The sequence below is a fragment of the Enterobacter sp. JS8-1 genome (assembly GCF_049187015.1).
Lineage (GTDB): Bacteria > Pseudomonadota > Gammaproteobacteria > Enterobacterales > Enterobacteriaceae > Enterobacter > Enterobacter mori.
This window is the reverse complement of sequence record NZ_CP185805.1, coordinates 2,011,253-2,024,229: the sequence shown is the minus strand read 5'-3', so window position 1 is coordinate 2,024,229 and position 12,977 is coordinate 2,011,253. Positions and strand designations below refer to the sequence as shown.

Here is a 12,977-nt window from a genome sequence, read left to right as displayed (position 1 = left end):
TGCCTCAACGATGCTGTGCCGCTAATATTCGTCCCCGTTGTCACCTACAACACGTTGCGTTCATAGCTCAGTTGGTTAGAGCACCACCTTGACATGGTGGGGGTCGTTGGTTCGAGTCCAATTGAACGCACCATTCTGCGTCCGTAGCTCAGTTGGTTAGAGCACCACCTTGACATGGTGGGGGTCGGTGGTTCGAGTCCACTCGGACGCACCATTTCAGTCCTGAAATGGTGCAAATCCTCTCTTTATGTTCTGAATTATCCCAATCTCCTGATTTCTTAATTATTCTCCTGCTACGCTTTTCTCATGACAAAAAAAGCAGGAAGAACGCCGATGAAGAAAATCGCGATTATTGGCTCCGGCCCGACAGGGATTTACACCTTTTACGCACTTCTTAAAAATCCGCAGCCGCTTTCGATCTCCGTCTTTGAACAAGCTGAGGAAGCTGGCGTGGGTATGCCCTATAACGACGACGAAAACTCTCGTCTGATGCTGGCGAACATTGCGAGCATTGAAATCCCGCCCATTTTTATGACCTATCTCGACTGGCTTAAGGGCCAGAGCGAAGCCCATCTGGCGCGCTTTAAGGTTGATAAAGCCCGTTTGCATGACCGACAGTTCCTGCCCCGACTCCTGCTGGGTGAGTATTTCCGCGACAGCTTTCGGTCAATCGTAAAAGAGGCTAAAAAAAGGGGTTTCCAGATTGATGTCCATGAATCTGCCCAGGTCACCGATATCGTGCCCACGAAAGAAGGCGTCACACTTTCCGTCAACGACAACGCCTTTCCTGAACGCTTCGACCTTGCGGTTATCGCCACCGGTCACGTCTGGCCAGACGAAGATGAAGCCACGCGCACGTTCTTCCCAAGCCCGTGGTCAGGACTCATGGACGCCGAAATCCGCCCCTGCAAGGTGGGCATTATGGGAACGTCTTTGAGCGGCCTGGACGCGGCCATGGCGGTGGTGATGCAGCACGGTGAGTTTGTGGACGACGCGTTCATTCTGGATAAAGGAAGCGAGGCGCTAAAAATTGTCCTGATGTCCCGGACCGGCATTTTACCAGAGGCCGATTTTTACTGCCCGATCCCTTACGAGCCGCTGTCGATATTGACCGAATGCGTGGTTCAAACCGAGATTGCCAAAGGAGCAGACGGCTTGCTGGACCGCATCTTTTCCCTGATGGTTAAAGAGCTTGAACTTGCAGACCCGGCGTGGTGCGAGGCCATATCGCTGAGGCAACGGGACGCAGACAGCCTTCGCGAGGCGTGGTTTGAAGAGCGTAAACAGCACGGTCCCTTTACCTGGGCAGAAGAGAATCTTAAAGAGGTCGAGCGAAACAAACGTGAACGGCGCACCGTGGCCTGGCGCTATACGGTACTTCGCCTGCACGAGATCGTTGCAGAAATCGTACCCGCCCTGAACGAAAAGGACAGAGCGCGGTTCAAAGCCGGGCTGGAGCGCGTGTTTATTGATAACTATGCCGCCATCCCCCCTCAGTCTATTCGCAGGCTGCTTGCCCTGCGCGAAGCGGGGATCATAAGCGTAGTGGCATTGGGTGAGGATTACACGCTGGATATCGGTAGTGCTGAAACGGTCATTACCACCAAAGAGCACCGCTACCGCTTCGACGTCTTTATTGATGCGCGCGGGCAGAAACCCCTCAAGACAGAAGATTTACCCTTCCCGTCCTTGCGTAAACTGCTACAAACGACAGGCGATGACATACCCGATGTTGGTGAAGATTACACGCTGCTGGCGCCCGATACGCTTCGCGGACGTATTGCCTTTGGTGCGATACCGTGGCTGATGCACGACCGTCCCTTTGTCCAGGGGCTCGCAGAGTGCGCAGAAATTGGGGAAGCAATGGCAAAAGCGGCAAATAAACCTGCGTCGGTTACGCGCAAAAAGTTACCTTTTATGGATAACTGACAGGGCCTCCCTGCCCTGAACGGTCTGATTACTCGAAGAAAACCTCCGGGTTTTCAGACAGAGAGATAAAGGTTTTCGTCGCTTTATCCAGCGCGCGAATGTCGCCGCTTTCAATGTCGTACACCCAGCCGTGCAGACGGATGGAATTATTACGCAGGCCCACCGCGACGGACGGGTGGGTCTTAATGTTGCTCAGCTGCGCAAACACGTTCTCCTGCACCATCGCATTCACTTTATCGATTGGCTGGTCCCAGGATTTCTTCTCCACCACGGCTTTAGCCGCATCAGAGTAGCGCAGCCAGTGGGAGACCGCAGGCATCGGCTCCAGGTTCGCATTGTCGGCAATTGCTTTCATCGCACCACAGTTAGAGTGGCCACAGATCACGATATCGGTCACGCCCAGCGCGACAACCGCGTATTCGATAGTGGCTGAGACGCCGCCTGGCTCTGGCCCGAACGGAGGCACAATATTGCCAGCATTACGAATGACAAAGAGTTGTCCTGGCTCTTGTTGCGTGACCAGTTCTGGCACCAGTCGGCTGTCGGAGCAGGAGATGAACAGCGCTTTGGGATTCTGGCTGGACGCTAAACTGCGGAAGAGCTCTTTACGTTGCGGGAAAATCTCTTTTTGAAAGCTGAGAAAACCTTCAATGATATGTTGCATAGCAATTTCTCTTTTATCTGTTGTAGTTTAGGTATGATCGCGATCACACTCGTAAAGTTTACCCACCGTGCTTTACTTCAGACAAGCAATATATTTTTGGCCCGACCGCTGCACAATATCGTCCGCGAAAGCCCGGATGTTCTGCCCCTCGAACGCGCCATACAGACGCTCAAATTTTCTGCCTTCAAGGCGATGGGTGACGGACGCTACGGTGTGGGCGGGTAGCGGAAGCATATTCGGATAGCTCCACATAAACGAAACGGCGTCTTTCCCCGGCGTGACCTGCAGAATATCCCCCGCCAGCAAAACCCCATCGCCCTCCTGCCAGTGCAGCACCGTTCCGCCCGCAAAGTGGCCGCCGAGACGCAGTAACGTCACGGAGGGGACAATCTCCAGCGTTTCGCCTTGCCAGAAGTGAATGGCCGGACTGTCGCGCATGACCCACTCCCGATCGCTCGCATGAAGATACACTGGCGCGTCGAACGTCTCCGCCCAGTCCTGCATGGTGGTGTAATAGTGAGGGTGTGAGATGGCGATGGCACTGATACCCCCGAGGGCGGCGATCAGCGTTCGGGTTGCCGGGTCGAGGTTGGCGATGCAATCCCACAGAATATTGCCGTGTGGGGTGCGCAGCAGCAGTGCCCGTTGATTGATGGCAAAGGCGGGCACCGTTTTGATGCTAAAGAGTTGCGGTTCAAGCTGCTGCCATTTGTTGGTATGCGTGGCAGTGACGGTTTCAAGTTCGGTCCACGCCTGCCCGGTAACTGGAACATACTGGCGTTCATCCTCGCAGACAGGGCATCTGTCGGGTTGATACGCATACGAGGTCCCGCAGGCTTTACAGAGTATAATCATGTGCTTTCCTCAGTGACAACGCACTGAGTATGGCAGGGATTATCCTTATGTGCTGCGAGGTACATTCCTGGTTTTTTTTGCCCTATACTGTGCCAGTATCAAAAACTGAACATAGCAGGTGCCACATGGAAATTGATCTCGATAACCTGGTCTTTAACGGACTGGATGAAGCAGAAGAGCGTAACGCCGAACGTCTGGACGACGCAGACAAAAAAGCGCAGGCGATGGTTGCCGATGATGACTGCGGCGACGCCTGCAAGATCTGATTGCAAAGCACCGGTAAAGCCGGTGCTTTTTTTTGATGTTACTTCTTCAGCCCGTCAATGGCTGCCTGAGCACAGGCCTCATCCAGATGACCGCCCGGCGCCCCGCCGATACCAATCGCCCCGATCACCTCATCGCCCTCTTTAACGGGTAAGCCACCCGCCAGCAGCAGGAAGCCTGGGATATCACGCATATTCTGCGCACCCGCGTTGTTCTGCGCCGCTTCCATCACTTTGCCTGAGGCATTTTTCGAGCTGAGCGCCGTGAAGGCTTTCATTTCACTGGCTTTGACCGTATGTGGGCCCGCATTATCGGTGCGCTGTACCGCTTTCACCACACCCGCACGGTCAACCACGGTCACCGAAACCTGATAGTTCTTCGCCAGACACGCCTGAACGGCAGAGTTTGCCAGCGCATTGGCCTGCGCCAGGGAGAGATTTTTCTGGCTCACGGAATCTGCCTGCGCAGTCAGACTTACGCTACCCGCGACCAGCGCTGCCGCCATCATTAACTTTTTCATTGCATAACCTCGAATAGAATAACTGAAGACCATTCGAGGATACCGGGTCAGGCAACGACGCGTAATTCGGTTGATTACGCACGCATCCTGGTAATTATACGGATTGCAATTTATCGTACTCGCGGCTTGCCTGAACCAGGCTCGTGACGCCCAGCTTGGCAAACGCGGCTGCACGATGCGCTTCCACCGTGCGCGGCGACAGGTTAAGCCGCGCCGCCACCTCTTTATTGCTGAGCCCTTCCATCAACACCGCCAATACCTCATGTTCCCGTGCGGTGAGTTGTTCAAAGCGCGCTTTTATTCGTGAGAGCGCCTGCCAGTCGGCGAACCGTCGCTGGCTCTCCTCGCACGCCAGCCCCACGGATTCGATAAGCTTGTCCGCATCCAGCGGCTTGGTGAAAAACTCAAAGACGCCGTTACGGAACGCCCGGCGGCAGGCGTCGACGCTGCCGTGCCCGGTCATGATAATTACCGGCAGCAGCGGCCACGGCCACTCGCCCTCTTCCAGCCACGTCAGCCCCCCTTTTCCCGGCATGCGCATATCCAGCAGCAGGCAGCCGACGAGCGTTGAGTCCTTAACATGGGCCGAGGTAAACGCGTCGATACTCCCGAATGTCTTCACCTCCCAGCCCATGCCTGAAAGTAAAAATGCCATCGACTCTCTGATGGATTCATCGTCATCGATCAGCCAGATTATATTATCCATGCGTCGTCTCCTTTCCATTAGCCAGCTGCAGGACGATTCGCGCCCCACCCTCCGGCGAATTCCCCAGCGTAATCGATCCGTTCATGCGCGTCATCAATGACTCCGTTAAGGTCATCCCCAGGCCAATTCCCTCTTCTCTGCCGCTGTAAAACGGCATAAAGGCATTCTGTAGCGCCTCCGGGCTAAAACCGGGGCCGCCATCCGTCACGATTACCTGAATGCCATTTGCGCCTTTCCGGCTTTCGATCCGCACCCAACCCTGCGCGTTCGCCTGTTGAGCCTGAATCGCATTGCTGAGCAGATTGTGTAGGACCTGCTCAAGCCAGAGTCTGTCAGCAAGAACCGTCGTTGCCTCCGGTGCAAACGCATGGGTGACGATGATATGTTCAGCGCGTCTCTCGTGCTCCAGTAAATTCACAACCTGCTGCCAGCATTGCGCCAGGTCGGTTTCGCGCAGCGTTACTTTCTCCTGCACCACGTGTTCACGAAAACGGGTTAACAGGGCGCTGATACGCTGTGTTTGCACCAGCGCGGCTGCCAGTGCCTGGGACACCGCCTGTGGATTGTCCAGCTTTTGCTGTCGCTGCGCGCCCTGGATCCAGGTCTGCACGGCCGTGAGCGGCTGGTTGATCTCATGGACAATACCCGCCGTGATCTCCCCCAGCGTGTTGAGTCGGGCATGCTGGTAATACAAGGCGCGCTGCTCTGCGTCTCGTCTAGCCTTGCGCTGCCAGAGCGCCACGCTGCCCACCGCAATGACCACACCCCATCCAGTAAAGACTACCAGGAAGATAAACCACTGAATACCGAGCCAGTCTGGCTGAGCATCGGCTGAAAGCACGAAGGGTTGCGTTGCCTGCGGGAAGGCGCGTGCCCAGTGCCAGAAGGCATCTGAAGAGTGTGGTTCGCTTCGCTTCGAATAATAGACGTCGAGGCGCTCAAAGGCATGATGCGTATTGAGTAGTGGGGCAAGATCAACCCGTACACGGATTTGCCGCCAGGGATTGTACAGCCAGTATTGTCGATCGCTGGCGGGCTCAACGCGGGCGGCGTCCAGCGCGCGTCCGGTTGTTTTCTCCAGCGCGAGAAGATGGGGGAATTTTTTATTCAGTGCCGTGATATCTTCATCACCGCTCAGTAGCGGCAATACAGACTCGTTCTGCGTAAGGACGGCGCTAATCTCAGAAAAGAGCGCCGAATACTCGCGATCGCGCTCCCAGTACTGTCGGCGGATTTGTTCGGCATAGAGCAGGATACCGCTGACAAAGCAGACGGCGATCCAGACAATGATGGCGCGCGTGAACAGTGTGTTTTTCATTCCGTTAACTGGCAGGTTTTACATCCTGTCACATTAACAGTTAACGATTGTCATAACAAAAAAGCGCACAGCTCATTCCAGTACATTTCGCGCGTCCGGCGCAATTCAGCGTGACGTTTTATCATAGAACCACTCCGGATCGATGTTGGCAACGTCCACGCCATACAGACTGGCGACAGGCAGTATCGACTCAAGAACCCGTTGCGCGCTGTTCTCCGCATTGACCTGCCGGGTCGCAAAAAACCGCCGTAACGTGCTTATCCATTTTTTCATTGTCTTTACCCCTCTTCGCTTTGCCTGACCTAAGTTAAACACTCAACTTCGGCGCGAGGGAAATACCAATATCGTCTGTTCATGTGCAGTATCTGCAAATAGCGTCCCCTTTCATTTACCTGTTCATAACACCCTGTTCACTAATGCTTTTTTGCTTATAGCAAAGAACGATTTCTTATTTGGCGATAGCTTTCGCTTATGGGAGCGTAAAGGGACAAAACAAAAAACGACGGGATGACGTATGACTATGGCAGCAAAAACGAAAGGGTTTAACAAACGGACACTGGTTCTGGGATTACTGGCAGCCGGGAGCCTGCTTTCAGCGCAGGTACAGGCCGATCAGTTGGCGGATATTAAGGCCGCAGGGGTGGTGAAAGTCGCCACCTTTGACGCCAATCCGCCGTTTGGCTCTATTGATGCAAAGACGCACGACATCGTGGGTTACGACGTGGACTTTGCCAAAGCGCTGGCAAAATCACTCGGCGTGAAGCTTGAACTGGTTGCCACCAATCCGGCGAACCGAATTCCGTTGCTTCAGTCCGGTAAAGCAGATCTGATCGTGGCGGATATCACCATCACCCCGGAACGCGCACAGGTGATTGATTTCTCCACCCCCTATTTCGTGACCGGACAACAGTTCCTGGTCCCCGCCAAATCACCCGATAAGCTGGATGAATACAGCCGGGCACGCATTGGTGCGGTGAAAGGGACAACGGGCGAGCAGGCGCTGCACCAGCGTTTCCCGCAGTCTCGCGTGCTCTCTTATGATGACATTCCTCTGGCGCTGACGGCGCTGCGCAACGGCAACGTGCAGGCCATCACCCAGGACAGCACTATTCTTGCAGGCCTGCTGGCACAGGCCCCGGATAAAGCGAACTTTAAAATCTTGCCCGATCTGCTCAGCAAGGAAGAGATTGGCGTTGGGGTGAAAAAAGGTGAAACCGCGCTGCTGAAGGCCGTTAACGATGAGCTGGTTAATCTCGAGAAGAACGGTCAGGCGGCAAAAATCTACGATGTCTGGTTTGGCCCAAACACGCCCGCTCCACAGCCTCGCGCCTTTAAAATAGAAGCCCAGTAATATGCTCTCAGGTTTATTTTCACACTCCGCGGCCGGTGCCGCGGATTTTTCACATCTGGAACACGCCAGCGTCGAGTTTCGTGACGTCGTAAAACGTTACGGCGACCATGAGGTATTAAAAGGCATTAACCTCAGCATTTCTCCGGGTGAAGTGGTGGCGATCCTCGGTCCATCCGGTTCAGGGAAATCGACGTTGATCCGTCTTATCAACCAGCTTGAAACCCTCAGTGACGGCGACATTCTGATTGATAACAAACCCACCGCCCGGCTTGCCACTGCGGCACTGCGCCAGTTACGCAGCCGCGTCGGTTTTGTGTTCCAGCAATTTAACCTTTACGCCCACCTCACCGCCAGCCAGAACATCACTCTGGCGCTGGAGCACGTTCACGGCTGGAAGCCGCAGCCCGCCCAGGAGCGCGCGCTGGCGCTGCTGGAAAAGGTCGGGATGCTGGAAAAAGCCCATCATTTTCCCGCACAGCTCTCCGGCGGCCAGCAGCAGCGCGTGGCGATTGCTCGCGCGCTGGCCTCGTCGCCGCAAATCATTCTCTTTGATGAACCGACGTCAGCCCTAGATCCCGAGATGATTGGCGAAGTGTTATATGTGATGAAAGCCCTCGCCCACAGCGGGATCACCATGATTGTGGTGACGCACGAGATGCAGTTTGCCCGGGAGATTGCTGACCGGATCGTCTTTATCGACGGCGGACACATTCTCGAAACCGCCCCGCCTGCGCAATTTTTCAGTCAACCGTCGCATCCACGCGCCCAGCGGTTCCTGCAAAAAGTGCTCGACCCGCTTCACCAGGAGCCGCTGTAATGGCCGCGCTCGACTGGCAGGGAGTGCTGACCGGGCAACCTCTGCAGTGGATAGTATCCGGTTTTCTCACCACGCTGTGGGTCACGCTCGCGGGCGTGGTACTTGCCACCCTGCTTGCGTTGTTTTTTCTGCTGCTTCGCCTCTCCGCAGGACGGTTCGGTCATGCCGTCGTCAGCGGCTGGGTGTCGCTGTTTCGCAACACGCCGCTGCTGGTGCAGCTCCTGTTCTGGTACTTCGCCGCCTGGAACGGCCTGCCGCTCGGGTTTCGGGACGTCGTGAATGCCGATCACGCCTGGTCGATTTTGCCCGGTGACGTCTGGTGGTTCACGCCTGAATTTTTATGTTCTGCCTGGGGGCTGGGCGTGTTCACCTCGGCCTTTTTAATTGAGGAGATTGAGTCCGGGCTGCGTTCCATCCCCAATGGACAGCGGGAGGCGGCGCTGGCGCAGGGGTTTTCTGCGTGGCGGTTATTTCGCTACATTCTGCTGCCGCAAGGACTGGCGAATGCCTGGCAGCCTGTCATCGGTCAGTATCTCAACCTGATGAAGCTCTCCTCACTCGCCAGCGGCATTGGCTTTGCCGAACTCACCTATCAGGTGCGGCAGATTGAAAGCTTTAACGCGCACGCGCTGGAGGCCTTTACCGTGGGAACCACACTGTATCTGCTTACCGGCGTGCTAATGGGTATGCTACTGACGCGACTCGGCCCTCGCGCAGGGAGGACTCAGCATGATTGCCGGATTTAACGTGATTGTTGATAACCTGGATTATCTGCTGTGGGGGCGTGCTGCTGCGGGTGAACCCGGCGGCGTGTTGCTCTCGCTGCTGATGGCCGCAGGAGCCGCCATACTTGCTCTGCCCTGCGGAATTGCGCTGGCGTGCGCCGCGTGGCGCTATCCCGGGCTTGTGCGTAAGGCGCTGTTCCTGTGGGCAGAGTTGATACGCGGCATTCCACTCATCTTTGTGATTTTCTGGATGTGGTATCTGCTGCCCCTGATGACCGGCGGCGATCTGCCCGGCGCTCTTACCGTGACGCTGGCGCTGGCCTGGTTCACGGCGGCATCGGTCATGCATTCGGTACTCGCCGGACTAAACGCGTTGCCCGCCGGGCAATATGAAGCGGCACTGACTCAGGGATTCAGCACGCGGCAAACCTTGTGGCGCGTGCTGCTCCCGCAGGTGATGCGCAATATTCTGCCGTCTCTGGTGGGGATATTTATCAGCCTGCTGAAGGATACATCGTTGGCGTTTATTGTGAACGTACCTGAACTGACCACCGTGGCGGGCCAGGTGAACAACCGGGTGCAAATCTACCCGGCGGCCATTTTTATCTTTACGGGGGTGGTTTACTACCTGCTGTGCTGCTCGCTTGAGCAACTCGCGAAGCGCTGGCGCATTACCCGGCCAGCGCTTTAACCACCGTTTCCATCGCTTCGGTTGTCAATTCACTGCGTTTGACGCGCTGGTTCGCCAGCGCGGTTCGCAGCACGCCGGCAATCACAATATGCTTTGGCTCCTGCCCTAAATCACGCATCTCAAGCACGACCTTCCCGACCACCCGGCACATCTCCTGGTAAAGCGCTTCATCTTTGGTCACGTTACCCATCGTCATCACTCCATTGCCTTTTAAACGTTGAGCTTAAATGATTCTCCTGCCGGATACAAAAAAGAAGCCCGACGAGAGACTCGCCGGGCTTCATCTGTAAAATCAGCTAATTAGTTGTTTACGGGAATGACCGCGCCTTTGTATTTGGTGCGGATCCAGTCCTGAATCTCTTTGGAGTGCAGGACGTTCACCAGCGCGACGATGTCTTTTTTCTTCTCATCACCGCGGTGTACGGTAATGATGTTGGCGTACGGGTTATTTTCACCACTCTCTACCGCAATCGGATCGTGAACCGGGTCCAGACCTGCATCAATCGCGTAGTTGGCGTTGATCACCACCGCAGCGCCTTCGTCGTTGTTGTACATCTGCGGCAGCAGAGACGCTTCGACGTTAGGTGTGAACTGCAGTTTTTTCGGGTTTTCGACGATATCGCTGATGCGCGCGGTCACTTTATCAATGCCCGGCTTCAGCTTGATCACGCCCTCTTTCTCGAAGATAGAGAGAATGCGGCCCTCTTCGGAAACCGCGTCACGCATAATGATCTTGCCGCCTTCCGGCAGGTCTTTCAGCGACTTGTATTTTTTAGAGTAGATGCCGATTGGCTCAATGTGGATCGCGCCTGCGCTGACAAAATCGTAGTCCTTATCGCCCGCATGATCTTTCAGCACGCTGTTCAGGTAAGGAATGTGCTGGAAATAGTTCGCATCGATGTCACGTCCCGCCAGCGCGGTGTTAGGCAGAATGTAGTCCTGGAACGGTTTAATCTCCAGGTCGATACCCTGCTTCGCCAGAATTGGCTTCGCCTGCTCCAGAATTTCGGCGTGCGGCGTGTTGGACGCGCCTACGGTCAGCGTGTCAGCCCAGGAGGCGAAGCTCAGGGCGCTCAGGGTTGCTGCGGCGATCAGTGTCAGTGTCTTTTTCATGATGATGGTTCCTGTGTGTTATTCGTGTTTATCTTTTATCTAACAGTGAAGTAATGATGTCGCCGCAGAACTGGATAATGAAAACGATGATTAAAATGGTCACCGTTGCCACCAGCGTGACGTCACCATGGTTGCGCTGGAATCCTTCCAGATAAGCCAGATTTCCCAAACCGCCGGCACCAATCACCCCCGCCATTGCGCTGTAGCTCACCAGCGCAATCAGCGTCACCGTAATACCTGAAACCAGTGCAGGGGATGATTCCGGCAGTAAAACCCGAAACACTAACGTGCTCAGTCGTGCGCCCATCGAGCGCGTTGCTTCTATAACGCCTTTATCCACTTCACGCAGGGCGATTTCCACCAGGCGTGCGTAGAACGGTGCTGCGCCCACAATCAGCGCCGGGAGTGCCGCGTTGGCGCCAAGGATGGTCCCCACGATGGTTTTCGTGAACGGGATCAGCAATACAATCAGGATGATGAACGGAATGGAGCGGAAAACGTTCACCACAATCGAAATCACGCTGTAGACCGTGCGGTTATGGAACAGCCCGCCGCGCGCGGTTAAAAACAGCGCCAGACCGAGCACGAGCCCCAGAACAAAGGTCGCCACGCCGGAGAGCGCGGTCATGTACAGCGTCTCCTGGGTTGCTGCCCACAGCTGGTCCCACTTCAGATGCGGAAAGAGATCCTCAGCCATGTTTAATCACCTCGCCTTCAATATCGCTGTGCTGCAGGTCGGCGAGGATATTGTTCAGTTGTTCATCAGATGCCACTACGTGCACCCAGAGTTGCCCGAAAACACCGTGGGCGGTTTGCGTCATTTTTCCGTGCAGGATGTTAAACGGCAGGCCATAGCGCAGCGTTAATTCACCGACGACAGGCTTATGCGTGCTATGTCCGGTAAAGGTCAGCTTGATAACAGTGCCTTCCAGTTCATTTGCCAGCTCAGCGTTGAAGGTCTCTTCCTCGGCGTACTGGCTCACCTGACGAACAAACTGCTGCGTGATGGGCTGTTGCGGATGGGTAAAGACGCTCAGGACGTCGCCCTCTTCCACCACCTTGCCATTCTCCATCACCGCCACGCGGTCGCAGATTTTGCGCACCACGTGCATCTCGTGAGTGATCAGCACGATGGTGAGTTTGAAACGACGGTTAATATCCAGCAGCAGATCGAGGATCTGATCGGTGGTCTGTGGGTCAAGAGCCGACGTGGCTTCGTCGCAGAGCAGCACGTCCGGGTTATTGGCCAGCGCGCGCGCAATGCCCACGCGCTGTTTTTGCCCGCCGCTCAGCTGGGACGGGTACGCATTCTCGCGCCCTTTCAGGCCGACCAAATCCACCAGCTCAGCAACGCGCGCCTTGATATTGGCTTTTGGCACGCCCGCGATTTGCATCGAGAAGGCGATGTTCTCGTTAACCGTTCGCGACCAGAGCAGGTTGAAATGCTGGAACACCATGCTGATCTTCAGTCGCGCCTGGCGTAAGGCTTCGCCCTTAGCGGCAGAAATATTCTGCCCGTTGATGGTTACGCTGCCGGTACTGGGTTTTTCCAGACCGTTCAGCAGGCGGATAAGCGTACTTTTCCCGGCGCCGCTGTAACCGATAATCCCGTAAATCTGTCCCTGCGCTATCGTCAAATTGACATTATCAACGGCCGTCAGTGCCACCTTTCCGTTGTCAAAAACCTTCGAAATATTGCTCAGTACAATCATTCTTATTCGTTATCCGTTCCGCTCATGGCGGTTTAGCAGTATGGATGTCCAAACGATAGTAAACAGGCGTTATCAGGTTTTAAATGAACAAAAAAGAATTTGTTATAACTTTCGGAAATAAACCGTGAATTTAACGGCTGGAAAGCATTTAGATCATTTTCAGCAATCATTATCTGCCATACGCATATTCGATGGCTGACCCGCTGCAAAATGGTCATTTTTGCAGCATTTTATCCCGATATAGCCATCCTCACATCCAGACAACTTTACGTCTTGCTGTCCTTACATCCGAAAACATGCTGAATATTCCTT

General features: G+C 55.0%; 16 protein-coding genes and 2 tRNA genes. 8 read left to right on the top strand and 10 right to left on the bottom strand.

Annotated features, from left to right (window positions below):
- The first annotated feature begins 56 nt into the window (after nt 1-56).
- From ACOQH0_RS09620 to ACOQH0_RS09610, 3 genes are all read left to right on the top strand, one after another.
- Nucleotides 57-133 (top strand) — tRNA-Val (locus ACOQH0_RS09620).
- A 4-nt stretch (nt 134-137) separates the two neighbouring features.
- Nucleotides 138-214: transfer RNA gene (locus tag ACOQH0_RS09615), tRNA-Val, on the top strand.
- 119 nt (nt 215-333) lie between these two features.
- The gene (locus tag ACOQH0_RS09610; RefSeq protein WP_421512114.1) at nt 334-1,929 is read left to right on the top strand and encodes an FAD-NAD(P)-binding protein; all 1,596 of its coding nucleotides are present in this window, start codon (nt 334-336) and stop codon (nt 1,927-1,929) included.
- A 28-nt stretch (nt 1,930-1,957) separates the two neighbouring features.
- Here the strand turns inward: ACOQH0_RS09610 and ACOQH0_RS09605 are convergent, their stop codons facing one another.
- Complete coding sequence (locus ACOQH0_RS09605) at nt 1,958-2,593, bottom strand: carbonic anhydrase (protein ID WP_010430283.1); 636 nt, start codon at nt 2,591-2,593, stop codon at nt 1,958-1,960.
- Between the two features lie 72 nt (nt 2,594-2,665).
- Nucleotides 2,666-3,448, bottom strand: coding sequence for an MBL fold metallo-hydrolase (locus ACOQH0_RS09600; protein ID WP_421512113.1), 783 nt, complete (start codon nt 3,446-3,448; stop codon nt 2,666-2,668).
- Between the two features lie 125 nt (nt 3,449-3,573).
- On the opposite strand from ACOQH0_RS09600, the gene ACOQH0_RS09595 reads away from it, so the two are divergent.
- Entirely contained in the window at nt 3,574-3,714 is a 141-nt protein-coding gene (locus ACOQH0_RS09595) for a hypothetical protein (RefSeq protein ID WP_010430278.1), read from the top strand.
- Nucleotides 3,715-3,752: 38 nt separating this feature from the next.
- Here ACOQH0_RS09595 and ACOQH0_RS09590 read toward each other — a convergent pair whose 3' ends face one another.
- The 4 genes from ACOQH0_RS09590 to ACOQH0_RS09575 all read right to left on the bottom strand — a co-directional run bounded on the left by ACOQH0_RS09590 (nt 3,753) and on the right by ACOQH0_RS09575 (nt 6,529).
- On the bottom strand, nt 3,753-4,232 hold the full coding sequence (locus tag ACOQH0_RS09590; protein ID WP_218308098.1) for a GlcG/HbpS family heme-binding protein: 480 nt from the start codon (nt 4,230-4,232) through the stop codon (nt 3,753-3,755).
- A gap of 94 nt (nt 4,233-4,326) precedes the next feature.
- A complete protein-coding gene (locus ACOQH0_RS09585) occupies nt 4,327-4,938 on the bottom strand; it encodes a response regulator transcription factor (protein ID WP_421512112.1) in 612 nt (203 codons plus the stop codon).
- Nucleotides 4,931-6,256 carry a sensor histidine kinase gene (locus tag ACOQH0_RS09580; RefSeq protein WP_421512111.1) on the bottom strand — a complete coding sequence of 442 codons (1,326 nt, stop codon included), beginning with the start codon at nt 6,254-6,256 and terminating at the stop codon, nt 4,931-4,933. The genes ACOQH0_RS09585 and ACOQH0_RS09580 overlap by 8 nt, the downstream gene beginning before the upstream one ends.
- Nucleotides 6,257-6,361: 105 nt before the next feature.
- Nucleotides 6,362-6,529: a hypothetical protein gene (locus ACOQH0_RS09575; RefSeq protein ID WP_042713742.1), complete on the bottom strand. Its 168-nt coding sequence runs from the start codon at nt 6,527-6,529 to the stop codon at nt 6,362-6,364.
- Nucleotides 6,530-6,776: 247 nt separating this feature from the next.
- Between ACOQH0_RS09575 and ACOQH0_RS09570 the strand changes: the two genes are divergently transcribed.
- Genes ACOQH0_RS09570 through ACOQH0_RS09555 form a run of 4 tightly spaced genes read left to right on the top strand, consistent with a single transcriptional unit; the run spans nt 6,777 to nt 9,840 of the window.
- Nucleotides 6,777-7,607 carry an ABC transporter substrate-binding protein gene (locus ACOQH0_RS09570; RefSeq protein WP_029485049.1) on the top strand — a complete coding sequence of 277 codons (831 nt, stop codon included), beginning with the start codon at nt 6,777-6,779 and terminating at the stop codon, nt 7,605-7,607.
- A 1-nt stretch (nt 7,608) separates the two neighbouring features.
- Complete coding sequence (locus tag ACOQH0_RS09565; RefSeq protein WP_010430263.1) at nt 7,609-8,424, top strand: amino acid ABC transporter ATP-binding protein; 816 nt, start codon at nt 7,609-7,611, stop codon at nt 8,422-8,424.
- Entirely contained in the window at nt 8,424-9,170 is a 747-nt protein-coding gene (locus ACOQH0_RS09560) for an amino acid ABC transporter permease (protein ID WP_421512110.1), read from the top strand. Before ACOQH0_RS09565 ends, ACOQH0_RS09560 begins: the two co-directional genes overlap by 1 nt.
- On the top strand, nt 9,154-9,840 hold the full coding sequence (locus ACOQH0_RS09555; protein WP_010430258.1) for an amino acid ABC transporter permease: 687 nt from the start codon (nt 9,154-9,156) through the stop codon (nt 9,838-9,840). The genes ACOQH0_RS09560 and ACOQH0_RS09555 overlap by 17 nt, the downstream gene beginning before the upstream one ends.
- Here ACOQH0_RS09555 and fumD read toward each other — a convergent pair.
- The 4 genes from fumD to ACOQH0_RS09535 form a co-directional block, all read right to left on the bottom strand.
- Complete coding sequence (fumD, locus tag ACOQH0_RS09550) at nt 9,821-10,030, bottom strand: fumarate hydratase FumD (protein ID WP_008500615.1); 210 nt, start codon at nt 10,028-10,030, stop codon at nt 9,821-9,823. The genes ACOQH0_RS09555 and fumD overlap by 20 nt on opposite strands.
- A gap of 110 nt (nt 10,031-10,140) precedes the next feature.
- Nucleotides 10,141-10,953 carry a MetQ/NlpA family ABC transporter substrate-binding protein gene (locus ACOQH0_RS09545; RefSeq protein ID WP_010430254.1) on the bottom strand — a complete coding sequence of 271 codons (813 nt, stop codon included), beginning with the start codon at nt 10,951-10,953 and terminating at the stop codon, nt 10,141-10,143.
- 28 nt (nt 10,954-10,981) lie between these two features.
- Nucleotides 10,982-11,650: a methionine ABC transporter permease gene (locus tag ACOQH0_RS09540; protein WP_010430251.1), complete on the bottom strand. Its 669-nt coding sequence runs from the start codon at nt 11,648-11,650 to the stop codon at nt 10,982-10,984.
- A complete protein-coding gene (locus ACOQH0_RS09535) occupies nt 11,643-12,665 on the bottom strand; it encodes a methionine ABC transporter ATP-binding protein (protein ID WP_089599778.1) in 1,023 nt (340 codons plus the stop codon). The genes ACOQH0_RS09540 and ACOQH0_RS09535 overlap by 8 nt, the downstream gene beginning before the upstream one ends.
- Between the last annotated feature and the right edge of the window lie 312 nt (nt 12,666-12,977).

Coding starts and splice junctions, on each gene's coding strand:
- ACOQH0_RS09610 (WP_421512114.1), top strand. CDS start 334: ATGAAGAAAATCGCGATTATTGGCTCCGGCCCGACAGGGATTTACACC.
- ACOQH0_RS09605 (WP_010430283.1), bottom strand. CDS start 2,593: ATGCAACATATCATTGAAGGTTTTCTCAGCTTTCAAAAAGAGATTTTC.
- ACOQH0_RS09600 (WP_421512113.1), bottom strand. CDS start 3,448: ATGATTATACTCTGTAAAGCCTGCGGGACCTCGTATGCGTATCAACCC.
- ACOQH0_RS09595 (WP_010430278.1), top strand. CDS start 3,574: ATGGAAATTGATCTCGATAACCTGGTCTTTAACGGACTGGATGAAGCA.
- ACOQH0_RS09590 (WP_218308098.1), bottom strand. CDS start 4,232: ATGAAAAAGTTAATGATGGCGGCAGCGCTGGTCGCGGGTAGCGTAAGT.
- ACOQH0_RS09585 (WP_421512112.1), bottom strand. CDS start 4,938: ATGGATAATATAATCTGGCTGATCGATGACGATGAATCCATCAGAGAG.
- ACOQH0_RS09580 (WP_421512111.1), bottom strand. CDS start 6,256: ATGAAAAACACACTGTTCACGCGCGCCATCATTGTCTGGATCGCCGTC.
- ACOQH0_RS09575 (WP_042713742.1), bottom strand. CDS start 6,529: ATGAAAAAATGGATAAGCACGTTACGGCGGTTTTTTGCGACCCGGCAG.
- ACOQH0_RS09570 (WP_029485049.1), top strand. CDS start 6,777: ATGGCAGCAAAAACGAAAGGGTTTAACAAACGGACACTGGTTCTGGGA.
- ACOQH0_RS09565 (WP_010430263.1), top strand. CDS start 7,609: ATGCTCTCAGGTTTATTTTCACACTCCGCGGCCGGTGCCGCGGATTTT.
- ACOQH0_RS09560 (WP_421512110.1), top strand. CDS start 8,424: ATGGCCGCGCTCGACTGGCAGGGAGTGCTGACCGGGCAACCTCTGCAG.
- ACOQH0_RS09555 (WP_010430258.1), top strand. CDS start 9,154: ATGATTGCCGGATTTAACGTGATTGTTGATAACCTGGATTATCTGCTG.
- fumD (WP_008500615.1), bottom strand. CDS start 10,030: ATGGGTAACGTGACCAAAGATGAAGCGCTTTACCAGGAGATGTGCCGG.
- ACOQH0_RS09545 (WP_010430254.1), bottom strand. CDS start 10,953: ATGAAAAAGACACTGACACTGATCGCCGCAGCAACCCTGAGCGCCCTG.
- ACOQH0_RS09540 (WP_010430251.1), bottom strand. CDS start 11,650: ATGGCTGAGGATCTCTTTCCGCATCTGAAGTGGGACCAGCTGTGGGCA.
- ACOQH0_RS09535 (WP_089599778.1), bottom strand. CDS start 12,665: ATGATTGTACTGAGCAATATTTCGAAGGTTTTTGACAACGGAAAGGTG.